Annotated in this window: 22 protein-coding genes; 8 read left to right on the top strand and 14 right to left on the bottom strand. The window is 65.3% G+C overall.

Annotated elements, in window-relative coordinates; translation table 11 throughout:
- From BMX04_RS06120 to mdh, 4 genes are all read right to left on the bottom strand, one after another.
- Nucleotides 1-2961 carry a 2-oxoglutarate dehydrogenase E1 component gene (locus BMX04_RS06120; protein ID WP_074785459.1) on the bottom strand — a complete coding sequence of 987 codons (2961 nt, stop codon included), beginning with the start codon at nt 2959-2961 and terminating at the stop codon, nt 1-3.
- 190 nt (nt 2962-3151) lie between these two features.
- Complete coding sequence (gene sucD, locus BMX04_RS06115) at nt 3152-4033, bottom strand: succinate--CoA ligase subunit alpha (protein WP_050663157.1); 882 nt, start codon at nt 4031-4033, stop codon at nt 3152-3154.
- Nucleotides 4034-4092: 59 nt separating this feature from the next.
- Nucleotides 4093-5286: an ADP-forming succinate--CoA ligase subunit beta gene (gene sucC / locus BMX04_RS06110; RefSeq protein ID WP_074785458.1), complete on the bottom strand. Its 1194-nt coding sequence runs from the start codon at nt 5284-5286 to the stop codon at nt 4093-4095.
- A gap of 223 nt (nt 5287-5509) precedes the next feature.
- Nucleotides 5510-6472, bottom strand: coding sequence for a malate dehydrogenase (mdh, locus tag BMX04_RS06105; protein ID WP_074785457.1), 963 nt, complete (start codon nt 6470-6472; stop codon nt 5510-5512).
- Nucleotides 6473-6628: 156 nt separating this feature from the next.
- Between mdh and BMX04_RS06100 the strand changes: the two genes are divergently transcribed.
- Nucleotides 6629-7372 carry a sulfite exporter TauE/SafE family protein gene (locus tag BMX04_RS06100; protein WP_074785456.1) on the top strand — a complete coding sequence of 248 codons (744 nt, stop codon included), beginning with the start codon at nt 6629-6631 and terminating at the stop codon, nt 7370-7372.
- Nucleotides 7373-7377: 5 nt separating this feature from the next.
- Here BMX04_RS06100 and BMX04_RS06095 read toward each other — a convergent pair whose 3' ends face one another.
- Nucleotides 7378-7683: a hypothetical protein gene (locus tag BMX04_RS06095; protein ID WP_074785455.1), complete on the bottom strand. Its 306-nt coding sequence runs from the start codon at nt 7681-7683 to the stop codon at nt 7378-7380.
- A 207-nt stretch (nt 7684-7890) separates the two neighbouring features.
- On the opposite strand from BMX04_RS06095, the gene BMX04_RS06090 reads away from it, so the two are divergent.
- Genes BMX04_RS06090 through BMX04_RS06075 form a run of 4 tightly spaced genes read left to right on the top strand, consistent with a single transcriptional unit; the run spans nt 7891 to nt 10542 of the window.
- Nucleotides 7891-8751 (top strand): HpcH/HpaI aldolase/citrate lyase family protein, encoded by an 861-nt coding sequence (locus tag BMX04_RS06090; RefSeq protein ID WP_050663150.1) that lies wholly within the window; start codon nt 7891-7893, stop codon nt 8749-8751.
- A gap of 6 nt (nt 8752-8757) precedes the next feature.
- On the top strand, nt 8758-9303 hold the full coding sequence (locus BMX04_RS06085) for an NnrU family protein (protein WP_050663149.1): 546 nt from the start codon (nt 8758-8760) through the stop codon (nt 9301-9303).
- Between the two features lie 4 nt (nt 9304-9307).
- A complete protein-coding gene (locus BMX04_RS06080; RefSeq protein WP_050663148.1) occupies nt 9308-9511 on the top strand; it encodes a DUF1737 domain-containing protein in 204 nt (67 codons plus the stop codon).
- 2 nt (nt 9512-9513) lie between these two features.
- Complete coding sequence (locus tag BMX04_RS06075; protein WP_074785454.1) at nt 9514-10542, top strand: MaoC family dehydratase; 1029 nt, start codon at nt 9514-9516, stop codon at nt 10540-10542.
- Between the two features lie 129 nt (nt 10543-10671).
- On the opposite strand, the gene BMX04_RS06070 is transcribed toward BMX04_RS06075, so the two are convergent.
- The 3 genes from BMX04_RS06070 to BMX04_RS06060 are packed head-to-tail and all read right to left on the bottom strand — an operon-like array spanning nt 10672 to nt 12988.
- Nucleotides 10672-11412 (bottom strand): lysophospholipid acyltransferase family protein, encoded by a 741-nt coding sequence (locus BMX04_RS06070; RefSeq protein WP_139194508.1) that lies wholly within the window; start codon nt 11410-11412, stop codon nt 10672-10674.
- Complete coding sequence (locus BMX04_RS06065; RefSeq protein ID WP_074785452.1) at nt 11409-12314, bottom strand: cell division protein FtsX; 906 nt, start codon at nt 12312-12314, stop codon at nt 11409-11411. The genes BMX04_RS06070 and BMX04_RS06065 overlap by 4 nt, the downstream gene beginning before the upstream one ends.
- Nucleotides 12311-12988, bottom strand: a complete 678-nt coding sequence (locus BMX04_RS06060) for a cell division ATP-binding protein FtsE (protein WP_074785618.1) — start codon at nt 12986-12988, stop codon at nt 12311-12313. Before BMX04_RS06060 ends, BMX04_RS06065 begins: the two co-directional genes overlap by 4 nt.
- Nucleotides 12989-13160: 172 nt before the next feature.
- Between BMX04_RS06060 and BMX04_RS06055 the strand changes: the two genes are divergently transcribed.
- The gene (locus tag BMX04_RS06055; RefSeq protein ID WP_074785617.1) at nt 13161-14123 is read left to right on the top strand and encodes a zinc-ribbon domain-containing protein; all 963 of its coding nucleotides are present in this window, start codon (nt 13161-13163) and stop codon (nt 14121-14123) included.
- 464 nt (nt 14124-14587) lie between these two features.
- The gene (locus BMX04_RS06050; RefSeq protein WP_074785451.1) at nt 14588-15526 is read left to right on the top strand and encodes an ABC transporter substrate-binding protein; all 939 of its coding nucleotides are present in this window, start codon (nt 14588-14590) and stop codon (nt 15524-15526) included.
- A 357-nt stretch (nt 15527-15883) separates the two neighbouring features.
- On the opposite strand, the gene BMX04_RS06045 is transcribed toward BMX04_RS06050, so the two are convergent.
- The 5 genes from BMX04_RS06045 to argH are packed head-to-tail and all read right to left on the bottom strand — an operon-like array spanning nt 15884 to nt 21730.
- On the bottom strand, nt 15884-18502 hold the full coding sequence (locus tag BMX04_RS06045) for a TIGR02302 family protein (RefSeq protein ID WP_074785450.1): 2619 nt from the start codon (nt 18500-18502) through the stop codon (nt 15884-15886).
- A gap of 37 nt (nt 18503-18539) precedes the next feature.
- Entirely contained in the window at nt 18540-19805 is a 1266-nt protein-coding gene (lysA, locus tag BMX04_RS06040; RefSeq protein ID WP_074785449.1) for a diaminopimelate decarboxylase, read from the bottom strand.
- A 49-nt stretch (nt 19806-19854) separates the two neighbouring features.
- Nucleotides 19855-20163, bottom strand: coding sequence for a DUF2834 domain-containing protein (locus tag BMX04_RS06035; protein ID WP_074785448.1), 309 nt, complete (start codon nt 20161-20163; stop codon nt 19855-19857).
- Entirely contained in the window at nt 20160-20342 is a 183-nt protein-coding gene (locus BMX04_RS06030; RefSeq protein WP_074785447.1) for an argininosuccinate lyase, read from the bottom strand. Before BMX04_RS06030 ends, BMX04_RS06035 begins: the two co-directional genes overlap by 4 nt.
- Nucleotides 20339-21730 (bottom strand): argininosuccinate lyase, encoded by a 1392-nt coding sequence (gene argH, locus BMX04_RS06025; RefSeq protein WP_074785446.1) that lies wholly within the window; start codon nt 21728-21730, stop codon nt 20339-20341. The genes BMX04_RS06030 and argH overlap by 4 nt, the downstream gene beginning before the upstream one ends.
- Before the next feature lie 24 nt (nt 21731-21754).
- On the opposite strand from argH, the gene BMX04_RS06020 reads away from it, so the two are divergent.
- Nucleotides 21755-22321, top strand: coding sequence for a TlpA family protein disulfide reductase (locus tag BMX04_RS06020; protein ID WP_074785445.1), 567 nt, complete (start codon nt 21755-21757; stop codon nt 22319-22321).
- A 71-nt stretch (nt 22322-22392) separates the two neighbouring features.
- Here BMX04_RS06020 and BMX04_RS06015 read toward each other — a convergent pair.
- A partial coding sequence (locus tag BMX04_RS06015; protein ID WP_139194507.1) for a transposase occupies nt 22393-22720 on the bottom strand: 328 nt, incomplete at its 5' end.

The following is a 22720-nucleotide window of genomic DNA, read 5'->3' as shown; positions in this document are numbered from 1 at the left end:
TTATTTCCCTTCGATGGTCAGCGCGGCATCCACCAGCGCCTCTTGTTGGTCTTTGTGCTGCTTGGCCAGGCCCGTGGCGGGCGAGGCGGCGGCGGCGCGGCCCGCGTATTGGGGCCGCTTGTGCTTGGCCTTGATGCGCGTGAGCACCCATTCGATATTCGGCTCGATGAAGGACCACGCGCCCTGGTTCTTGGGCTCTTCCTGGCACCAGACCATTTCGGCCTGCTTGAAGCGCTCCAGCTCCTTGACCAGGGACATGGCGGGGAACGGGTAGAACTGTTCGACGCGCATCAGGTAGACATCGTCGATGCCGCGCTTGTCGCGTTCCTCGAGCAGGTCGTAATAGACCTTGCCGGAGCACATGACGACGCGGCGGATCTTCTTGTCGGGGGCAAGCTCGGTGTCGGAATTGCCATATTGCGCATCGTCCCAGAGCACCCGGTGGAAGGAGGAGCCGGTGGTGAATTCCTCGGTCCTGGAGACCGCCATCTTGTGCCGCAGCAGCGATTTCGGGGTCATCAGGATGAGCGGCTTGCGGAAGGTGCGGTGCAACTGGCGACGCAGGATGTGGAAGTAGTTCGCGGGCGTGGTGCAGTTCGCCACGATCCAGTTGTCGCCGCCGCACATCGTCAGGAACCGTTCGAGACGGGCGGAGGAGTGTTCGGGCCCCTGCCCTTCGTACCCATGCGGCAGCAGGCAGACGAGGCCGGACATCCGCAGCCATTTCGATTCACCCGAGGAGATGAACTGATCGAACATGATCTGCGCGCCGTTGGCGAAATCGCCGAACTGCGCCTCCCACAGGGTGAGGGCGTTGGGCTCGGCGAGGCTGAAGCCATACTCGAACCCGAGCACGGCGTATTCCGAGAGCATCGAGTCGATGACCTCGTATTGCGCCTGCCCCTCGCGGATGTGGTTGAGCGGGAAGTAGCGGTCTTCGTTGTCCTGATTGATCAGGCCGGAATGGCGCTGGCTGAAGGTGCCGCGCGTGCTGTCCTGCCCCGAGAGGCGCACCGGGTAGCCCTCGGTGAGCAGCGAGCCGAAGGCGATCGCCTCGGCGGTGGCCCAATCGAAGCCGGTGCCGGATTTGAACATCTCGGCCTTGGTTTCGAGCAGGCGCGAGACGGTCTTGTGCAGGGTAAAGCCCTCGGGCGCGGTGGTCAGGGCGCGGCCGATTTCCTTGAAGGTTTCGGGTTTGACCGCGGTTTCGCCGCGCTGGTAATCCTCGTCCTTGCGGTCGAGATGGGACCATTTGCCATCGAGCCAGTCGGCCTTGTTGGGGCGGTAATCCTTGCCCGCCTCGAACTCGTCGGCGAGATGCGACTGGAACGCCGCCTTCATGTCCTCGATCTCGCCCTCGGGGATGAGACCGTCCTTGACCAGACGTTCGGTATAGAGGGCGAGCGTGGTCTTCTGCTGCTTGATCTTCTTGTACATCAGGGGGTTGGTGAACATCGGCTCATCCCCCTCGTTATGGCCGAAGCGGCGGTAGCAGATGATGTCGATCACCACGTCCTTGTGGAACTTCTGGCGGAACTCGGTGGCGACCTTGGCGGCATGCACCACCGCCTCGGGGTCGTCGCCGTTGACGTGGAAGATCGGCGCCTCGACCATCAGCGCGATATCCGTGGGATAGGGCGAGGAGCGGCTGAAATGCGGCGCGGTGGTGAACCCGATCTGGTTGTTGACCACGATATGCATGGTGCCGCCGGTCTTGTGCCCCTTGAGGCCCGAGAGGCCGAAGCCCTCGGCCACGACGCCCTGCCCGGCAAAGGCGGCGTCGCCATGCAGCAGGATGCCCATGACCTTGGTGCGGTCCGCGTTGCCAAGTTGATCCTGCTTGGCGCGGACCTTGCCCAGAACGACGGGGTTCACGGCCTCGAGGTGGCTGGGGTTGGCGGTGAGCGACAGGTGCACCTTGTTGCCGTCAAACTCGCGGTCATGGCTGGCGCCAAGGTGGTATTTCACGTCGCCCGAGCCGTCGACCTCGTCGGGCTTGAAGCTGCCGCCCTGAAACTCGTTGAAAATGGCACGGTAGGGCTTGCCCATCACATTGGCCAGCACCGACAGGCGGCCCCGGTGGGGCATGCCGATCACGATTTCCTCGATGCCGAGATTGCCGCCGCGCTTGATGATCTGCTCCATCGCCGGAATGAGGCTCTCGCCGCCATCGAGACCGAAACGCTTGGTGCCCATGTATTTCACATGCAGGTATTTCTCGAAGCCCTCGGCCTCCACGAGCTTGTTGAGGATCGCCTTGCGCCCGTTGCGGGTAAAGCTGATTTCCTTGTCATAGCCCTCGATCCGCTCCTTGAGCCAGGACGATTGCTCGGGGTCGGAGATGTGCATGTATTGCAGCGCGAAGGTGCCGCAATAGGTGCGTTTGACGATGGCGAGGATCTCGCGCAGGCTCGCGACCTGAAGGCCGAGCACGTTGTCGATGAAGATCGGCCGGTCCATGTCGGACTCGGTGAAGCCGTAGGATTTCGGATCCAGTTCCGGGCGGTGGCCGTGATCGCGCAGGCCGAGCGGGTCAAGCTCTGCGATGAGGTGGCCCCGGATGCGGTAGGCGCGAATGAGCATCAGCGCGCGCACGCTATCGAGCACGGCGCGCTGGATCGCCTCGTCGGTGACCTCGACGCCTTTCTCGGTGGCCTTGGCGGCGATCTTCTTGCCTGCGTCCTTGAGCTCCGCCTCGGCGGGCCATTCGCCGGTCAGCGCGGCGGTGAGGTCATCCGAGGGCATCGGCGGCCAGTCGGCGCGCGCCCAGGAGGGGCCTGCGGCCTCGGCCTTCACGTCGTCATCACCATCGCCGAGCGCGTCGAAAAAGCCGCGCCATGCGTCGTCCACCGCGTTCGGATCGCTGGCATAGCGGGCATAAAGCTGCTCGAGATACTCGGCATTGTGCCCCTGCATGAAGCTGGAAGCGTGGAAAAGATCATTAGGACTCTGGTCCGTCATTTGTGGTCCTCCCGACCGGTCGCGATGAAGCCTCGGGAAAGAGGCCCGTGTGCCGGGCCCCTGTCGCGCTGCTTCGTCTGAAGGGTTGGGGCCGGGCGGGGAAGGCTTTTGCAAAAGCCTTCCCAAGCGGTTTCGAAACCGCTTGGGCGCCGCTTGCAAGCGGCGTTCTGGTCCGCCCGGCCGATTGGCATCAGCCGATCGCCTTGAGCACGGCCTCGCCCAAGCCAGCGGGGCTGTCGGCGACGACGATCCCGGCGGCTTTCATCGCCTCGATCTTGTCGTCGGCTCCGCCCTTGCCGCCTGCTACGATGGCGCCGGCATGGCCCATGCGGCGGCCCGGGGGGGCGGTGCGCCCGGCGATGAAGCCTGCGGTGGGTTTCCAGCGGCCGCGCTTTTTCTCGTCGGCGAGGAACTGTGCGGCGTCTTCTTCCGCCGAGCCGCCGATTTCGCCGATCATGATGATGCTCTCGGTCTCGTCATCGGCGAGGAACCATTCCAGCACGTCGATATGCTCGGTGCCCTTGATCGGGTCGCCGCCGATGCCGACGCAGGTCGATTGCCCGAGGCCCACATCGGTGGTCTGCTTGACCGCCTCGTAGGTCAGCGTGCCCGAGCGCGAGACCACGCCGCAGGAGCCGCGCTTGTGGATATGGCCGGGCATGATGCCGATCTTGCAGGCATCGGGGGTGATGATGCCGGGGCAGTTCGGGCCGATCAGCTTGGAGGTGGAGCCCTCCAGCGCGCGCTTGACGCGCATCATGTCGAGGACCGGGATGCCTTCGGTGATGCAGACGATCAGTTCCATCTCGGCGTCGATCGCTTCGAGGATACTGTCGGCGGCGAAGGGCGGCGGCACGTAGATCACCGAGGCGTTGGCCCCGGTCTCGTGGCGCGCCTCGTGCACCGAGTTGAACACGGGCAGGTCGAGATGCGTCGCCCCACCCTTGCCGGGGGTCACGCCGCCGACCATCTTGGTGCCATAGGCGATGGCCTGTTCAGAGTGGAATGTGCCCTGCGAGCCGGTGAGGCCCTGACAGATCACTTTTGTATTTTCGTCTACGAGGACTGCCATTTTGGCGTTCTCCTGTAATGAATTCGCGGGAGAGGTGGGTTGGCACCCACCCTGCGGGATCAGCCTTTCACAGCCTTCACGATCTTTTCGGCGCCGTCCTTGAGGTCGTCGGCGGCGATCACGTCGAGGCCGGAGGTGGAAATGATCTCCTTGCCCTTCTCGACATTGGTGCCTTCGAGGCGCACCACCAGCGGCACCTTGAGGCCGACCTCTTTCACCGCGGCGATCACGCCCTCGGCGATCACGTCGCAGCGCATGATGCCGCCGAAGATGTTGACGAGGATGCCTTTGACCTGCGGGTCGGAGGTGATGATCTTGAACGCCTCGGTGACCTTTTCCTTGGTCGCCCCGCCGCCCACATCGAGGAAGTTGGCGGGCTCTGCGCCGTAGAGCTTGATGATGTCCATGGTGGCCATCGCGAGACCCGCGCCGTTGACCATGCAGCCAATCTCGCCATCCAGCGCGATATAGTTGAGGTCGTATTTCGAGGCTTCGAGTTCCTTGGAGTCCTCTTCGGTGGTGTCGCGCAACTCGGCGATGTCCGAGTGGCGATACATCGCGTTCGAGTCAAAGCTCATCTTGGCGTCGAGACATTTCAGATCGCCCTTGTCGGTGACGATCAGGGGGTTGATCTCGAGCATCTCCATGTCTTTTTCGATGAACATCTTGTAGAGCGTGCCCATCAGCGCCACGCATTGCTTGATCTGCGCACCGGTGAGGCCGAGGTTGAAGGCGATGCGGCGACCGTGGAACGGCTGATAGCCGGTCGCGGGATCAACCGAGAAGCTGAGGATCTTTTCAGGCGTGGAGGCCGCGACCTCCTCGATATCCATGCCGCCCTCGGTGGAGGCGACGAAGCTGACGCGGGAGGTCACGCGGTCGACCAGCAGGGCGAGATACATTTCGGTCTCGATGCCCGAGCCGTCCTCGATATAGATGCGGTTGACCTGCTTGCCGGGCGCGCCGGTCTGCTTGGTCACGAGGGTGCGGCCGAGCATGCGCTTGGCCTCATCGGCGGCCTCTTCCACGGATTTCGCGAGGCGCACACCGCCTGCGTCACCGGCACCGGACTCCTTGAACTTGCCCTTGCCGCGCCCGCCGGCGTGGATCTGCGCCTTTACCACCCAGAGCGGTCCGTCGAGCGCGCCCGCGGCCGTCTTGGCTTCTTCGGCGCGCAGAACCACGCGGCCATCCGACACCGGGGCGCCGTAGGAGCGAAGCAATGCCTTCGCCTGATACTCATGGATATTCATGAAACTGTCCCGTTTTGCTGCGATCAGGACAGGTATAGACATAGAATCGCACCCGCCTTAAACGGTTTTTTGCGGTTTCAGGTCAATTTGGGTGAAATTCGGCAATTTGTGATCACACGGACAAATCGTGTGATCACAAACGTGATTGCATAAAAATTTATCTGTCAGAAAAGAATCGGGGCTGGATATTGTCCAGCCCCGAACCAGTCGATGCGGTTCGCAATCAGGCGAGCGAGCCGTCGATTTCCTTGCAGGCCGCGACGAGGCCTTTGACCGCGTCGACGGATTTGTCGAACATCTCCTGCTCGTCCTTGTTGAGCGAGATGTTGACGATGCGCTCGATGCCACCCGCGCCGATCACGGTGGGCACGCCGACATACATGCCCTTCACGCCCAGTTCGCCATCGCACCAGGCGGCGCAGGGCAGGACGCGTTTCTGATCCTTGAGATAGGCCTCTGCCATCTCGATCGCCGAGGTGGCGGGGGCGTAGAAGGCCGAGCCGGTCTTGAGCAGGCCGACGATTTCGGCACCGCCGTCACGGGTGCGTTGCAGGATCGCGTCGAGTTTCTCCTGCGTGGTCCAGCCCATCTTGATCAGGTCCGGGAGCGGGATGCCCGCCACGGTAGAATAGCGCACGCAGGGCACCATCGTATCGCCATGCCCGCCCAGAACGAAGGCGCTGACATCCTTCATCGAGACGTTGAACTCGACGCTGAGGAAGTGGCGGAAGCGGGCAGAGTCTAGCACGCCGGCCATGCCACAGACCTTGTTCGCGGGAAGGCCTGAGAACTTCTGCAGGGCCCAGACCATCGCGTCGAGCGGGTTGGTGATGCAGATGACAAAGGCGTCAGGCGCGTTGGCGGCGATGCCCTCGCCCACCGATTTCATGACCTTGAGGTTGATGCCCAGAAGGTCATCGCGGCTCATGCCCGGCTTGCGCGGGACACCGGCGGTGACGATACAGACATCCGCGCCCGCGATATCCTCGTAGGATTGCGTGCCCTTGAGGGCTGCGTCGAATCCTTCGGAGGGGCCGGATTCCGCGATGTCGAGCGCCTTGCCCTCGGGGGTGCCTTCGGCGATGTCGAAAAGCACGATATCGCCCAGTTCCTTGAGCGCGGCGAGATGGGCGAGGGTGCCGCCGATCTGTCCGGCGCCGATCAGCGCAATCTTGGGTCTGGCCATTGGATAGTCTCCATCGGTTGAAAAGTTGCGCTTGGGCGTAGTCGGATTTTTGGCTTCATGCAAGGGTGCTGCACTGCGGCAAATGCGGGGGCCGGGCTGTTGTATGCGCGCGCATGCCGCTAAACTGCAGAAAATCGCTGGATTTAGGGGAGGTCCATGGGCTGGGACGTGTTTGCAATCGGGGTGCTGGCAGCGCTGTTCGCGGGTGTGTCGAAGGGTGGATTCGGCTCTGGCGCGGCGTTTGCGGGGGCGGCGATTCTGGCGCTTTTCGTGGAGCCGGGGATGGCCCTCGGGATAATGCTGCCGCTCTTGATGCTGATCGACGTGGCCACCCTGCGGCCCTATTGGCGGCAATGGGGGCGCGAGGAGGCCTGGTTCCTGATCCTCGGCGGGCTGCCGGGCGTGGCGCTTGGTGTGGTGTTCTACCGGGTGGCGGATGCCGATCTGTTGCGGCTGCTGATCGGGGTGATCGCGATCGGGTTCGTGCTCTGGCAGGTGCTGGTGCGAAGCGGCGTGATCCGCGGCGCGCGCCGGGCCTTGCCGGGATGGGCCGGGATGCTGGCGGGGATGGTCGCGGGATTCACCAGTTTCGTGAGCCATGCGGGCGGGCCGCCTGCCGCCGTCTACCTGCTGTCGCGCGGGATCGACAAGACGCGCTATCAGGCGACCACGGTGATCCTGTTCTTCGTGCTGAATATCGCCAAGGCGGTGCCTTATGCGGTGCTGGGTCTGTTCACCGCGCAGACCCTGCTGATCGACCTGGCACTGGCGCCCTTTGCGCTACTCGGGGCGTGGATCGGCGTGCGCGCGCACCGGATCGTGCCGGAGCGGGCGTTTTTCGGCATTACCTATGTGCTGCTGGCGGTGACCGGGTCCAAGCTCATTTTCGATGGGCTGTGACGCGCTCAGGCGTCGCTGCCGGGTTTGGGCAGGGGGGCGGCCATCGCCTCGAACACCCGGCCGCTGGCGATGAGGCAGGTCAGCCCGTCGGGCAAAGTCACGGTGATCGTCCAACTGCCGGAGGTTTGCGAGGCGAACACCTCCATCACCGCGCCCTGCGCACCGAGGCCCATGGACTGCCGCGTTTCGCCGTAAGCGGTGGCGAGGCGGTCGACCACAACCTCGCGCGGGGCGCAGTTGCCGGGTTGCGCCTGCGCGCCGCCCGCGATCAGGGCAAGCACGGCAAGGCCCGGGATCAGTCGTCTCAGCATCGTCTCATCCTTTCTGCGATCGGTCCCTGCCGTCCGGGGACGAGAGTGGCCAAGGAAAGGTGAACACGCGGTTAACGCGGCGGGCAATGCCGAGGACAGGTGCGGGATGCTGCGACGCGGCGAGAAAAGGCTTGAACGTTTCCTCCGAAAAGTGCCATTCCTGCGCAAGAAAATTACAAGCAACAGAATCCAAGAGAGGGCAGACCCATGGACAGCAACGCGCATCCCTATCGTTCGGTGCTCTATATCCCCGGCTCCAAGGAGCGGGCGCTGGAAAAGGCGCGCGAGTTGCCGACCGACGCGATCATCTTTGATCTGGAGGATGCCGTCGCACCCGATGCCAAGGCGGAGGCGCGCGCCACGCTGGTCGAGGCGCTGCGGCAGGGCGGCTATGGCAAGCGGGCCAAGATCGTACGGATCAACGCGCTGACCACTGAATGGGGGCTGGAGGATGCCCGCGCGCTGCGCGATGCGGGCGCCGATGCGATCCTGCTGCCCAAGGTCAACAACCCCTCGGATATCGACAACCTTTCCGAGGTGATCGGTGCCAACCTGCCGGTCTGGACGATGATGGAAACGCCCGCCTGCGTGTTCAACGCGCGCGATATCGCCGCGCATCGTCAGGTGACCGGGCTGGTCGCGGGCACCAATGACCTGACCAAGGATCTGGGCTGTCGGGTGCGGGCCGACCGCCTGCCGCTGATGACGGCGCTGCAACGGATCGTGATGGCGGCGCGCGCGGCGCGGATCGTGGCGGTGGATGGCGTCTACAACCGGTTCCGCGATGGCGACGGGCTCAAGGCGGAATGCGAACAGGGGCGTGATCTGGGATTTGACGGCAAGACGCTGATTCACCCCGCGCAAATCGAGATCGCCAACACCGCATTCGCCCCCAACAATTCCGAGTTAGAGCTAGCCGAACGCCAGATAGCCGCCTATGAAGAAAGCCGGGCCTCGGGGCAGGGCATCGCGGTGGTCGACGGGCAGATCGTGGAGAATCTGCATGTCGTCGCGGCACAGCGCATCCTTGCCCGCGCGCAGGCGATACGAGACATGGCAGCGGAGTAGCAACCAATGACGTACCTCATCCTCGGTCTGATCCTCTGGGTCGCGGCGCATCTCTTCAAACGGGTGGCCCCCGATCTGCGCGCTCGGATGGGCAATGCTGGCAAGGGGCTGGCGGCGGTGGGCATTCTGGCCGGTCTGGTGCTGATGATCTATGGCTACCGGCAGGCGGAGGTCTTCAATGTCTGGTTCCCGCCCGCCTGGACGGTGCATCTGAATAACCTGATGATGTTGGCGGCGGTGTTCGTCTACGGCATGAGCGCCACCAAGGGGCGGCTGCGCGGCGCGATGCGGCATCCGCAGTTGACCGCCGTCAAGATCTGGGCGGTGGCGCATTTGCTGGTCAATGGCGATCTGGCGTCATTGGTGCTTTTCGGCGGGCTGCTGGCCTGGGCGGTGCTGGAAGTGGTGGTGATCAACCTCTCGGAGGAATGGGACCGCCCGCAGCCGGGTGAGGCCAAGAAGGACGTGATCCTCGTTGTCATCACGGTGGTGATGTTCCTTGTCATCACCCTCATCCACAACTGGCTGGGTGTCTGGCCGTTCCCGGGGTAAGCCTATGAAACTTTATCGTTTTCTCTCTGCCGACGACACGTCGGAGTTTTGCCACAAGGTGACGGCGGCGCTGAACGCGGGCTGGGAGCTATACGGCGATCCGACCTATGCGTTTGACGGGGCCAATGGCGTGATGCGCTGCGGGCAGGCCGTGGTGAAGGAGAAGGCGGGCGACTATGCGCCCGGGATGAAGCTGGGAGAGCAGTGACGATGAAGACCAATCCGGGGCGGTTTTTCGAGGATTACGAGGTGGGGCAGGTGATCCGCCACGCGGTGCCGCGCAGCGTGTCGGGGGGCGAACGCGCGCTTTATCATGCGCTTTATCCGGCGCGGCATGCGCTCTATTCCTCGAACGAGTTTGCCCGCGCAAGCGGGTTACCCGACAGCCCGATCGACGACATGGCCGCGTTTCACATCGTGTTCGGCAAGTCGGTGCCGGATATCTCGCTCAATGCCGTGGCCAATCTGGGTTATGCCGAGGCGCGCTGGCTGCGCCCGGTCTATCCCGGCGACACGCTGCGCAGCGAATCCGAGGTGATCGGGCTGAAGCAGAATTCATCCGGCAAGACCGGGGTGGTCTATGTGCGCACCACGGGGTTCAACCAGCATGATCTGCCGGTGATGGAATTCGTGCGCTGGGTGATGGTGCGCAAGCATGATCTGGATGCGCCCGCCCCCGAGGCGGTGGTGCCGCAGACGGCGGCGGTGGTGGACCCGAGCGATCTGGTCATACCCGCAGGGCTCGATTTCAGCCATTACGATTTCGGGCTGGCCGGCGAGCCGCACCGGGTGGGCGATTACGAGATCGGCGAGCAGATCGACCATGTCGACGGCGTGACCATCGAGGAAGCCGAGCACATGATGGCGACGCGGCTGTGGCAGAACACCTCGAAGACGCATTTCGACGCGACGCCGCGCGCCGATGGAAAGCGGTTGATCTATGGCGGGCACGTGATCTCGATGGCGCGGGCGCTGTCGTTCAACGGACTGGCCAATGCGCAGATGATTGGGGCGATCAATGCCGGGTCTCACGCTAACCCCTGTTTCGCGGGCGACACCGTGCGCGCATGGTCAGAGGTGCTGGATCGCGCCGAGGTGGATGCGCCGGGCGTCGGCGCGCTGCGCCTGCGGCTGGTGGCGACCAAGGGCGGCGAGCCGTTCACGCTCAAGGGCGAGGACGGCAAGTATCTGCCGCATGTGCTGCTCGATCTGGATTACTGGGTGCTGATGCCGGTGTGAGGCGGGTTTCGGCCTGGGGCGGGCATTGATTGAAGCACCTGCGCGGAACAAGGCCGAAGGCTGCGGCACGACGATGCGCGGCTCATGGCAACGACCGCTCCAGGCCATTCCACACCGACGCGGCACCGCTCAGCCCGCCTTTTCCGGGTCGAACCCGGCCTCGCGCATGAGCCGGTTGGAGGCGGTCTCGATCTCGTCTTCGAGCCGTTCCATGAACACCTCCTTGCCCAGACCGGCCTCGATACGCGGCAGGAATTCCACCACCGCGAGGCCCGGCTTGCGCAAGATGCCCTTGCGCGGCCAGAACACGCCGACATTGGTGGCCACAGGCACGCAATCCTGACCCAATTCGTGATAGAGCACGCCCGAGCCCACCTTGTAGGGAGCCTTGACCCCTGGTGCGATGCGGGTGCCCTGCGGGTAGATGATCAACTGCCCGGGCTCAAGCCGCCCCTTGCCGACATCGGCGACCATCTGCTTGATGGCGGCGCTGCGCTTGCCCCGGTCCACCGGCACGCAGCCGATGCGCAGCGCGTATTGCCCGATCACCGGCGCATACATTAATTCGCGCTTCATGATGAACTTGCCCGCCGGGACCGACCCGTAGATCAGGATGATGTCGAGGAAACTCTGGTGTTTGGCGACGATCAGCACCTCGTCCTCGGGCGGCGTGCCGCGCACCTCGGTGCGCAGGCCCACCATCCAGCGCGCGGCCCAGCGCACCACGCGGCACCAGGCATGGCAGGCCGCCAGCGCGCCCTTGCGGCTGAGCAGCGCCCAGGGCAGGTAGAGGAGCCCCAGAACCGGCATCATCGCGTAGATGAACACCACGAAAACCAGCGACCGAAGCCATTGAACCGCCTGCATCACGGCATCTCCTCCAGCGTCTTGCGCGCCGCGGCACGGGTCGCGAAGAACGCGACCAGGGCGGCCAGAACCGGCACCAACGGCGGCCAGAGCCAGTGCCAGCCCTGAAACCCGAGCCCGGTCAGAAAGCCGCCCGCCGCATCGGCGCTCGGCAGGGCGAGAATGGCGAGACAGCCCAGCACCATGCCGATGGCGGCCCCACCGAGGGCCCGGAGCGTGAAGCGCCGCACGAAGGCCCGCGCGATATAGCTGTCGCGCGCGCCCACAAGGCGCAGCACCTGTATGACCTGCGCATTGGCGGCAAGGGCGGCGTTGGCCGCCAGCGTGATCATCGCCGCCGTCGCGCCGCCGATCAGTATCAGCGACAGCCAGCCCAGGAGGCGCAGCCGGTCGGCGGCCCGCACCAGCGGCGCGCGCCAGCGCGTGTGATCGTCGAGCACCGCGCCCGGCACTTCGGCCTGCAGGCGCAGGCGCAGCCCCTCGGCATCAACCCCGTCGGCGGTCTCGATCACCTCGATCAGGCGGGGCACCGGCAGTTGGTCGATCGGCAGGTCCGGGCCAAACCATGGCTCGAGCAGGGCGGCCTGCTCGGCATCGTCGAGTGCGCGGGCGCGGGCCACGCCGGTCGTCGTCTCAAGCACGCGCAGCGCGGCGGCGGTCTGCGCCGCCATCTGCGCCTCGGGTGCGGAAATGCGCACCGTCGCGGTGCGCGCCAGCTCGTCCCCCCAGCGTTCGGCCAGACGCCCCGTCGCCAGCGACAGCGCCAGCGCAAACACCGCGAGGAACGCCATCGCCCCCGCACTGAACAGCGTGAGCCATGCGGTGAACCCGGTGGGCGGCACCACCCGGTCCGCCTGCGCATCCCCGATCAGCAGGTCGCCAAGAGCCTTGATATCCAGCTTCACAGATCCGCCCCCGCCAGTTGCAGCCGCCGCGCCGCGATGCGCAGGACCCGCGCCTGCACATGGGCCTTGGCGGCCCGGATAAGGGCCAGATCATGGGTCGCGATCAGGATCGTCTTGCCCATGAGATTAAGCTCGATCAGCAGGCGCAGCAGGCGTTGCGACATCTCCCAGTCGACATTGCCGGTGGGCTCATCGGCGAGGATCACGTCGGGCGACATGATCACCGCGCGCGCCAGCGCCGCGCGCTGCCGCTCGCCGCCCGACAGTTCCGGCGGCCGCGCCTTGGCGCGCTCGCGCAGGCCGACCCAGCCGATCAGCTCCTTGAGATTGGCCCCCTCGGCCAGAAGGTCACGCCCCGACACGCTGAGCGGCAGGGCGATGTTGTCCTCCACGCTGAGGTGATCGAGAAACTGGCAATCCTGATGCACCACGCCGACGCGCCGCCGCACCGTGGCGATATCGTCGCGCCCCATCTCGCGCCGGTCCTGGCCGAACAGGCGCAACTGCCCCGATGTGGGCACCAGCGCGCCGTAACACAGCTTCAGGAGCGTGGTCTTGCCCGCCCCCGACGGCCCGGTCAGGAAATGGAACGACCCGGGACTGAGCGACAGCGACACCTCGCTGAGCAACTCGCCCCCGCCATAGTTGTAGGCCACATCTTCCAGCTCGATCACGGGCTGCCCCTCAATACGCATGTCCTCCCTAAATGCCCCAGAGGCCACACATGTGCAATGATCGAGCGCGTGATTCGCTTTGCTCTTTTCCCAAGGCAAAGAACCGCTTATGCTTTCGATTGAGGACAGGGGGCCGGAGAACGGCGACACGGAACAGGCGACAGGTGGCACCATGAGGCTGACTTGCCCGAATTGCGGGGCGCAATACGAGGTGCCGGAGGCGGTAATCCCGACCTCGGGGCGTGATGTGCAATGCTCCAATTGCGGCGATACCTGGTTTCAGCATCACCCCGACCATGCCCCCGCCGAGGCCGAGGAGCAGCCGGACGAGTACGCCGTCCCGCCTGAGACCGCCACACCCGAGGCAGACCCGGACCCTGCGCCAGAACCGGTAGCGGAGCCAATGATCGAACCGGTGTCCGAACCGGTGGCTGACCGGGCGCCCGAACCGGTGGCTGACCGGGCGCCCGAACCGGTGGCGGAGCCAATGCCCGAACCCGTGGCGGAGCCTGCAGCCGAGGCCGCACCCGAAGAGCCGCCCGCGCAGCGCAGGCTCGATCCGAACGTGTCGGACATCCTGCGCGAAGAGGCCGAGCGCGAGCGTGCCGCCCGTGCCGCCGAGGGGGCGGGCGGGCTTGAGACCCAGCCGGATCTGGGCCTTTCCGATCCCGGCATATCCGAGGATGAGCGCAGCCGTCAGGCCCGCGCCCGGATGGAACGTCTGCGCGGCGGCGGCGAGACGCCCCCGCCCGCGCCCTCCGAAGAGCAGGTCAACGAAAGCCGCGACGACGATATCGACCCGTCCTCGCGGCGCAATCTGCTGCCCGATATCGAAGAGATCAACTCGTCGCTGACCTCGAGCGGGGAGCGCGGCGACACGGCGGCGGCGGCGGCGCTGCCCGAAGAGGTGCCGATGTCCAGCCGGCGCAGCGGCTTTCGGTCGGGGTTCCGGCTGGCGGTGATCACCTTCGTGCTGGCAACCATCGTCTACCTGACGGCATCCAGCATTGCGCAGATGATCCCCGCTGCCGAGGCCCCGCTGGCGCAATATGTCGAGGCGGTGAACGCGGCGCGCACGCAGCTCAACGATCTCGTGTCGCGCGTCATCGCGCAAATCGGTGGCCCGGCGAACTGACCCACGCAGCCGATGTCCGATGTCGTGCATGGGGCGGGCGGATGGCGGGTATTTTGGTATGTTGTTTCCGTTGGAGCTAGCCGCGCAGCGTCGTGCCGCGGTGTGGCGATCCAACATCTGTTTGGCAGTGTTTTATGCCAGCCAAGCCCGAAAAACATCAGAGCGCAGAGCAGGCTGCAGCCAAATCGCCGCGCCGGGGGGCGGCACGGCGATGCGCGGCGGCCTTCGGCCGCGTTTCGCGCAGGTGCGTCAATGAAGGTCCGCCTCAGGCCATCACCACCACCCTCCCTGAATTCGCCCTCCCTTTACGAAAACAGGTGCACTGTCTGACGCGCATGCTATCGTGCGCCCGACTCGGAAAGTGCCTTCACATTACTCGCAAACGCTTTTTAGCACCCTGCTTTCCGGGCCGACCGTTTGACCCATGCGGGCCACGCGCCCGAAAATTGTACCAAGAGCTTGAAATGCAATCCAAAATCCGCGCCATGGCCTTGATCGGCCTGACTCTGCCCGCCGCGACCCATGCCGCCGATCTCGGCGATACCGAAACGGCGATCCGGCTGGCGCTTCTGCCCGAAACCGGCGCACAGATTTCCGCACATGTGGCCGGTGAGGTGCTCGGCGCCATGGGATACACGGTCGAGTATGTCGAGGCCGATCAGATGCGTGTCTTCAGCGACATGCGGCAGGGCCGCATCGACGTCAATGTCGAGGTCTGGGAGGCCCGCGCACCGGGCAATTACCGCGACATGATCCTCGATGGCGACTTGCAGGAGATGGGCGAGTTGGGTGTGACCCTGTCGGAGGGCCTCGCCTATCCCGCGCATATGGACGCGACCTGCCCCGGCCTGCCCGCGTGGGAGGCACTGCGCGATTGCGCCGCCCTGTCGGGTCTCACGGTGGTGGATTATCCCGAAGAGTGGGAAGGCCCTGCCGCCGGGATCATCGAGGCCATGGGCCTGCCCTTCGAGGTGCGGCCCGCCGCGTCCGAGGCCGACCTGTCGCAGACCCTGACCGAGGCCAGCGCCTCGGGCGATCCGGCGCTGGTGATGTTCTGGCGTCCGCATTGGGCGGTGGCAGCGCAGGATCTGCGCTTTGTCACCCTGCCCACGCCCGAGGCCGCCTGTTATGAAACCCCAAGCTGGGGGGCCAACCCGGACCTGCCCGGCGATTGCGGCATTCCCTCGCTCGAGGCAGTGAAGACGGTGATCAAGGGGACCAAGATCAAATGGCCCGCCGCGTGGTACATGCTGGAGGATTTCCAGATCGACACCGAGACGCAGGAGGCGCTGATGGTCGCCGTCGAACAGGAGGGCCGCCCGGTGGCCGAGGTCGCCGCCGAGTGGCGCGCCGCCAATGAGGAGACATGGCAGCCGGTGGTGGATGCGGCGCTGGCGCAGTAGGGGCGCTGGTGGTCTGACGGGGTGGTTTTGGGCTTGGAGATGCCATTGAATGACCCGCAGAAGGTGCCGCGTGATCGCAGGGCCGGGGACTGGCGACGCAACGGCTTTGCCGGGTACTTGATCCCAGCCAAGTCATTCTAAACTCAACACGTTGCGCACCCTATCAAATCGCCAGGCCGCGGGACGGCGTCATGCCGGAGGCATGCCTCTGGCATGACAATCGCGCGGCACCTTCGGTGCGTTTCGCGCGGGTGGTGCGTATGTCGGGTTTAGGCGAAACCAAGCGCCCCTCTCTCACCACTTCAAAGCACCATCAGCCACGGGCGAAGGCCTTTTGCAAAGGCCTTGCCACCCGGATCAGAACCGGTCCAGCAAGCGTTCGAGGTAGTCGAGTTCCACGTCGGGCCGGTCGCCCTCGCCCGAGCGCCGCCGGATCTCATCGAGCAGATCGCGCGCCCGGCGATAGACATCCTCGCCCTGCAACAGGTTGTCCTGCGTGCCCGCGCGCCGTCCCTGCCCGGCCTCGCGGCCCAGCGGGTCGGCCTGCGCCTGTCCCGGCGGGCCGTCCTGTTGGCCCTGCCCGCCGGGGTTCTGCTGTTCCGCCATCGCCTCGCCCATGTTGCGCATGCCCTCGCGCAGCGCCTCCATGGCGTCGGCCTGATCGTCGATGGCCCCGGCCAGATCGTCGTTGCGCAGCGCCTCTTCGGCCCCTTGCATCGAGCGTTCGGCCCGTTCCAGCGACTCGCGCGCGGCCTCTCCGGCCTCGCCGCCCAAGCCCGGCAGACCCTGCCGCTGCCGCTCCAGTTCGCGGCGCAGCGCCTCTTGCCGGTCGGCCAGTTCGCCTTCGGCTCCCTGCCCGCCCTGACCGTCCTCGGCGCGCTCCTGACCTTCGCCGCCCTGGCCCTGCTGCTGGCCGCCCTGACCGCCTTGGCCCGGCTGCCCGTCATGGCTCTGGCCCCGGCCCTCGCCGCCGCTTTGGCCCTCGTTGCCCTGCGACTGGCCGGATTGCGCGCCGGGGTTGAACTGTTCCTGCAGGTCGCGGAACGCCTGATCCGACAGGCCCTGCTGTTCGCGCAGCGTCTCGGCCAGACCCTCCATCGCCTGTTGCCCCGGCGACTGGCCCTGCTGGCCCTGGCCCTGGGTGACCTGCATGTTCTCCATCATCTGCTGGAACTCTTCCAGCGCCTGCTGCGCCTCGGCAAAACGGCCCTGTTCCATCAGTTCCTGAATGCGGTCCATCATGTCCTGCAGATCCTGCTGGTTCATCTGCATCATGTTCTCGGCGCTCTGCTGATCGCCGCTGTTCTCGGGGTCATCACGCTGCGCCTGCTGCATCTTCTGGCGCAGGTAATCCTGCGTGGCGTCGCGCAATTCCTGCATCAGCCGGGCGATCTCCTCTTCGCTGGCATCGTTCTTCATCGCCTCGCTCAGCCGCTCCTGCGCGGCGCGCATCCGCTCCAACGCGTCGCCCACATCGCCATCTTCCAAGAGCACGCCCAGATCCCACAGCGCCTGCGCGATCTCGTCGCGCTCATTGCCGCTAAGCCCGTCGCTGTCGATCCCCGCCTCCAGTTGCCGCAGGATCACCCGCAGCCGCAGATAGGCCTTTTCCGACCGGAACAGCCCCTCGCGCGGCTGGTAGGAGACCGCGCGCAGCACTTGCGCCACGCGGGCTGCATTGTCGCGCGACCACAAAAGATCGCGACGCTGTTCGATCACCGCCGCCGCCATCGGGTTGAAGAAGCGCCGGGCGGGCAGCTTCATCTCGACGAGCTCCGAGAGACCCTCCTGCCCCGCCGCATCCTCGACCCGCAACCTCAGCGTCACCGGCAGATGCGCCCAAGGATGCTCCGAGAGGTTCTCGATCAATGTCTCGGTGAAGTCGCTGCGATCCCCCGCCAGTGGCATCGGCAGATCGAGCCGGATCGCCTCGCGCGGCTCCGGCTCGGCGCTCAGACCATAACGCCGGTCGATGCGGTCCATGTCCAACTCAAAGACAGCGCCCCCGGCCACGACGCCGTAATCGTCGCGTGCCTCAAAAGGCTGGCTCATCTGCCCGTCAAAGGCGGTCTTGGCCTCGCTCTCCAGCACGGCCACGCGCGGCGCGGAATCGGCGATCGCCTCGACCTGCCAGCTGCGGCCACCGGGGCCGTCGATGCGCATCTCGCCATCCTGCGCGATGCTGAATTCCTGTTCCGTCCCGGTCGCGAGCGGCACGTCACCGGCGCGGCCCGATACCGTTTCGCTCAGGCTGAGCGCGCCGACCTCGCCATAAAATCGCAGGGTAATTTCACTGCCCTCGGGCACCTCGATCACACCTGACTGATCGGCCAGATATAGGCTCGGCAAACCGGTATAGGCGGGCGGTTCGATCCAGCCCTCCCATGTCGGGCCCGAGGCGAGCGCGGCGCCGCGACCGGCGCCCGGCACCATCTCGGCCACCGAGCCCGCACGCCAGACAGAGCCGAAAAGCAGCGCCACCACCAGCCCGAGCAACGCCACGTAACGCAGCCCGAACGGGTCCTGCCGCGACAGGCGCAGATCAGGCTCGACCGCCTTCGCCTGCGCCGCGCGGACTGCCATCCGATCCTGATGCGCACGCCAGAGTGCCTGTGATCCGACGTCCTGCGCGCCCACAGCCTGCGTATCGGCCAATGCCGCCAAGGGTCGCCCCGGCAATGTCGCATCGAGGCGGGCCAGCGCCTCCGACCGGGTCGGGAAGTGGAACCGCGACGCACCGCGCAGCGCGAAGACCACCAGCGCAAGACCGCCCAGCATCAGCCCGGTCCACACCGCCTCGACACTCACCATGTCCTGAACGCCCAGCATGACCAGCGCGGCCGCCCCCGCCAACAGGCTCCAGACCGGCCAGAAGGCGCGCACCAGCCGCTCGGCGATCAGCCCGGCCCAGGTCAGCAGCAAGGGCCGCCGCAGCCGCGCCGTCACGTCGTTCAGGGGGTTTCGCGTCTTCGCCATGGGCCGCGCCTCTCCTCGGCCCGACGCGCGCATCGCGTCATAGCCATTCAGGGATGGTATCGCGATTTATCATTTCGTCAAAGGTCGGGCGTGCCCGGATCACGGCAAATTCACGCCCATTGACCAGAACCTCGGGGATCAGGGGGCGGGTATTGTACTCGCTCGACATCACCGCACCATAGGCCCCGGCACTGCGGAACGCCACCAACTCGCCTTCGGCCAAGGGCGGCAGCATGCGGCCGCGCGCAAAGGTGTCGCCCGATTCGCAGACCGGGCCGACCACGTCATAGGGGGTTTGCTCGACGCCCGGCGCGGGTTCCACCACGGGAATGATATCATGATGCGCGTCATACATGGCCGGGCGGATCAGATCGTTCATCGCCGCATCGAGGATCAGGAAATCGCGGCCCTCGCCCTCTTTCACATAGATCACCTCGCTGACCAGAATTCCGGCATTCCCAGCCACCAACCGCCCCGGCTCGATCTCGATCTCGCAGCCCAGATGACCCAATGTCTCGCGAATCAGCGCGCCGTAATCCGTAGGCAGCGGCGGCGCCTCGTTCGAGCGGGTGTAGGGAATGCCCAAACCGCCCCCGAGGTCGAGACGGCGAATGTCATGCCCCTCGGCGCGCAACTCCTCGGTGAGGTCCGCCACCTTCTGATAGGCCTGCCGAAACGGCTCCAACTCGGTCAGTTGGCTGCCGATATGTACGTCGATGCCGATCACCTCGATCCCCGGCAGGGCGGCGGCCTCGGCATAGACGGCGCGGGCGCGCGAGATCGGGATGCCGAACTTGTTCTCGCTCTTGCCGGTGGCGATCTTGGCATGGGTCTTGGCGTCCACATCCGGATTGACCCGCACGGTGATCGGGGCCACGACACCGAGGCTTACCGCCACCTCGCTCAGCGCGCGCATCTCGGGCTCGCTCTCGACGTTGAACTGCCGGATACCGCCCTCCAGCGCCAGACGCATCTCGTCCCGGGTCTTGCCGACGCCGGAAAAGACGATCCGCTCCCCCGGCACGCCCGCCGCAAGGGCGCGCATGTATTCGCCGCCCGAGACCACGTCCATCCCCGCGCCAAGCCCCGCCAGCGTGCGCAGAATGGCCTGATTGCTGGCCGCCTTCATGGCATAGCACACGAGGTGATCCATGCCCTCCAGCGCCTCGTCGAACAGCCGGAAATGCCGCGTCAGGGTCGCGGTGGAATAGCAATAGAACGGCGTGCCCACCGCCTCGGCGATCTCCGCCAGCGGCACATCCTCGGCGTGCAGTACGCCGTCACGATAGAGAAAATGATCCACGCGCTGTCCCGCCCCGCTTCATCTTGCCCAAAATACTCAAATCCGGCCCTTACACCTCTCGCGACGTGCGCAGGAAGAGGTAAAGCGGCAAGCCGCAGCTGACCCCGATGCAGAAGGTCGCAGGAATCGCAATAAGTCCGGCCCAGTGGCGGTGCCGCACCGCCTCGACCAGCACCCAGACGGTGAGCGCCACGGCGGCGATGGTCAGGTCCCACGTCAGCCCGGTCGTACTTTCATTGACATACCAAGCGTCGATCAGCGCCGCGAGACTCCAGTCGTTCGCAGCCATGTAGGACATGAACCAGTACATCGGATGCACCGCGCCCCAGAGCGCCAGTGCGGCAAAGACCCATCTCATAGGCCGACACCGACGCCGACATTCACGCCGCCGACGCGCACGCCGGTGCTGACGCTCGTGTGCACGCCGCCGGTGCCCGCGCTCACCGTGGTGTTGACCGAGGGGCGCACCGGATCGCCATCCGCGCCGCAGCCTGCAAGCGCGATCAGCGCCAGTACTGTCAGAACCGCTCTTGTCATCCCAGACGCTCCTTCCACCGTGCCACCTGCGCGCGCACCTGTTCGGGGGCGGTGCCGCCATAGCTCATCCGTGAGGCCACCGAATTATGCACGCCCAGCACATCATAGACAGACGCGTCGATTTCGCCATGCACTAGCTGCATCTCGTCAAGGCTGAGGTCGGGCAGGTCACAGCCCTTGGCCTCGGCGCGGGCCACGAGGCTGCCGGTGACATGATGCGCCTCGCGAAACGGCATGTCGAGCACGCGGACCAGCCAGTCGGCCAGGTCCGTCGCGGTGGAAAAGCCCGACCCGGCGGCGACCTCCAGATTGTCCTTCTGGGCAGCCATGTCGCGCACCATGCCCTCCATCGCCGCGAGCGCCAGCATCAGGTTGTCGGCGGCATCGAAGACCTGTTCCTTGTCCTCCTGCATATCCTTGGAATAGGCCAGCGGCAGGCCCTTCATCACCATCATCAGCGCCACGTTGGCGCCGAAAATCCGCCCCACCTTGGCGCGAATGAGCTCCGCTGCATCGGGGTTCTTCTTTTGCGGCATGATGCTCGACCCGGTGGAAAACCGGTCCGACAGGGCGACAAAGCGGAACTGCGCCGAGGACCAGATCACCAGTTCCTCGGCAAAGCGGCTGAGATGCATCGCGCAGATGCTGGCCGTGCCGAGAAACTCCAGCGCGAAATCGCGGTCGCTGACGGCATCGAGGGAATTGGCGCAGGGGCGGTCAAAGCCCAACGCCTGCGCCGTCATCTCGCGGTCAATCGGAAAGGACGTTCCGGCCAGCGCCGCCGCGCCCAGGGGGCATTCGTTCATCCGCGCGCGGGCATCGCGCACCCGGCTCAGGTCGCGCCCGAACATCTCGACATAGGCCATCATGTGATGGCCCCAGGTCACCGGCTGCGCGGTCTGAAGGTGGGTGAAACCGGGCATCACCCAATCCGCACCCGCCTCGGCCTGTGCGACCAGCGCGCGCATCAGCGCCACCAGCGCGCCATCGGCGGCGTCCAGTTGATCGCGCACCCAGAGGCGGAAATCGGTGGCCACCTGATCGTTGCGCGAGCGCCCCGTGTGCAGCCGTCCGGCGGCGGGGCCCACGATCTCCTTCAACCGCGCCTCGACATTCATGTGGATGTCTTCGAGGGCGGCGGAAAAGGTGAAATCCCCGCCCTCGATCTCTGACAAGACCGTGAGAAGCCCTTCCCTCATGGCCTCGGCATCACTATCACTGACGATATCCGTGGCGGCCAGCATGGCGGCATGGGCACGCGACCCGGCGATATCCTGCGCCGCCATCCGCTTGTCGAAGGTGATCGAGGCATTAATTGCCTCCATGATCGCATCCGGCCCGGCGGCAAAGCGGCCGCCCCACATCTGGTTCGAGGTCGTGTCAGTCATGTCTTTTGCCCTTCGGAGGGATTTATGAAAACCATTCGTCAGATCGTCCTTTATATGGCCCTCGCGCTCGGTGCAAACGCCGCGCTCGCCGATACCACGGCACTCGAGGCGCTGCGCGAGGGGGACATGAAGAAGCTCATATTCCATTCCGCGCCCAAACCGGCCCCGCAGGTGGAATTCGAGCGTGAGGACGGCTCCACCGCCACGCTCGCCGACTACCTCGGCAAGCATATCGTGCTCAATTTCTGGGCCACATGGTGCGCGCCGTGCCGGGTGGAAATGCCGATGCTGTCGAACCTGCAGACCCAGATGGGCGGCGAGGAGTTCGCCGTCGTCACCATCGCCACGGGTCGCAACCCGCCCCCGGCGATGAAGGCGTTCTTTGACGAGATCGGGGTCGACAACCTGCCGCTCTACCGCGACCCCAAAAGCGCACTCGCGCGTCAGATGGGCGTCTTCGGTCTGCCAATCACGGTGATCCTCGACCCCGAGGGCAATGAGATCGCCCGCCTGCAGGGGGACGCCCATTGGGACAGCGAGAGCGCGATGGCGATTATCGCGGCGTTGGTTGATGGGGGTGGGGGGAGTTGAGGTTGGCTTACTTCTGGCGCGTCGCTATTCGGGGTAATGCTACTGGAAAGCTTCACTAGAGCGGGTTGCGTTCAATCAGTTTCATAGCCTGCGGCCTTGAAGAAGTTGTAGCACTCTTCCTCAGTGAAGAGATCGCAGACATTGCCAACGACCCGCCAAAGGTCATCGTATGTCCGTGCGGCGGCCCGCCGGATCAACGCCTTGAGCTTTGAAAAGGCCATTTCAATGGGGTTCAGATCCGGGCTGTAGGGCGGCAGGAAGAGAAACCATGCACCGACCGAACGCATGGCATCTGCGGCCTTGGGGCTTTTGTGGGATGACAGGTTGTCGAGAATGATCACATCGCCGGCTTGCAAGGTTGGGGCCAATTGGGTCTCGACATAAAGCTCGAACAACTCG

It is taken from the genome of Roseovarius tolerans (genome assembly GCF_900109855.1).
GTDB lineage: Bacteria > Pseudomonadota > Alphaproteobacteria > Rhodobacterales > Rhodobacteraceae > Roseovarius > Roseovarius tolerans.
The sequence above is the reverse complement of the archived record's forward strand: the minus strand, read 5'-3'. Positions and strand labels throughout refer to the sequence as shown.

Excerpts from the sequence above, each read along its gene's own strand:
- sucC (WP_074785458.1), bottom strand. The coding sequence starts at position 5,286 with ATGAATATCCATGAGTATCAGGCGAAGGCATTGCTTCGCTCCTACGGC.
- BMX04_RS06090 (WP_050663150.1), top strand. The coding sequence starts at position 7,891 with ATGGACAGCAACGCGCATCCCTATCGTTCGGTGCTCTATATCCCCGGC.
- BMX04_RS06020 (WP_074785445.1), top strand. The coding sequence starts at position 21,755 with ATGAAAACCATTCGTCAGATCGTCCTTTATATGGCCCTCGCGCTCGGT.
- BMX04_RS06055 (WP_074785617.1), top strand. The coding sequence starts at position 13,161 with ATGAGGCTGACTTGCCCGAATTGCGGGGCGCAATACGAGGTGCCGGAG.
- BMX04_RS06030 (WP_074785447.1), bottom strand. The coding sequence starts at position 20,342 with ATGACAAGAGCGGTTCTGACAGTACTGGCGCTGATCGCGCTTGCAGGC.
- BMX04_RS06075 (WP_074785454.1), top strand. The coding sequence starts at position 9,514 with ATGAAGACCAATCCGGGGCGGTTTTTCGAGGATTACGAGGTGGGGCAG.
- BMX04_RS06085 (WP_050663149.1), top strand. The coding sequence starts at position 8,758 with ATGACGTACCTCATCCTCGGTCTGATCCTCTGGGTCGCGGCGCATCTC.
- BMX04_RS06100 (WP_074785456.1), top strand. The coding sequence starts at position 6,629 with ATGGGCTGGGACGTGTTTGCAATCGGGGTGCTGGCAGCGCTGTTCGCG.
- BMX04_RS06120 (WP_074785459.1), bottom strand. The coding sequence starts at position 2,961 with ATGACGGACCAGAGTCCTAATGATCTTTTCCACGCTTCCAGCTTCATG.
- BMX04_RS06050 (WP_074785451.1), top strand. The coding sequence starts at position 14,588 with ATGCAATCCAAAATCCGCGCCATGGCCTTGATCGGCCTGACTCTGCCC.
- BMX04_RS06045 (WP_074785450.1), bottom strand. The coding sequence starts at position 18,502 with ATGGCGAAGACGCGAAACCCCCTGAACGACGTGACGGCGCGGCTGCGG.
- BMX04_RS06095 (WP_074785455.1), bottom strand. The coding sequence starts at position 7,683 with ATGCTGAGACGACTGATCCCGGGCCTTGCCGTGCTTGCCCTGATCGCG.
- BMX04_RS06035 (WP_074785448.1), bottom strand. The coding sequence starts at position 20,163 with ATGAGATGGGTCTTTGCCGCACTGGCGCTCTGGGGCGCGGTGCATCCG.
- argH (WP_074785446.1), bottom strand. The coding sequence starts at position 21,730 with ATGACTGACACGACCTCGAACCAGATGTGGGGCGGCCGCTTTGCCGCC.
- sucD (WP_050663157.1), bottom strand. The coding sequence starts at position 4,033 with ATGGCAGTCCTCGTAGACGAAAATACAAAAGTGATCTGTCAGGGCCTC.
- BMX04_RS06080 (WP_050663148.1), top strand. The coding sequence starts at position 9,308 with ATGAAACTTTATCGTTTTCTCTCTGCCGACGACACGTCGGAGTTTTGC.
- mdh (WP_074785457.1), bottom strand. The coding sequence starts at position 6,472 with ATGGCCAGACCCAAGATTGCGCTGATCGGCGCCGGACAGATCGGCGGC.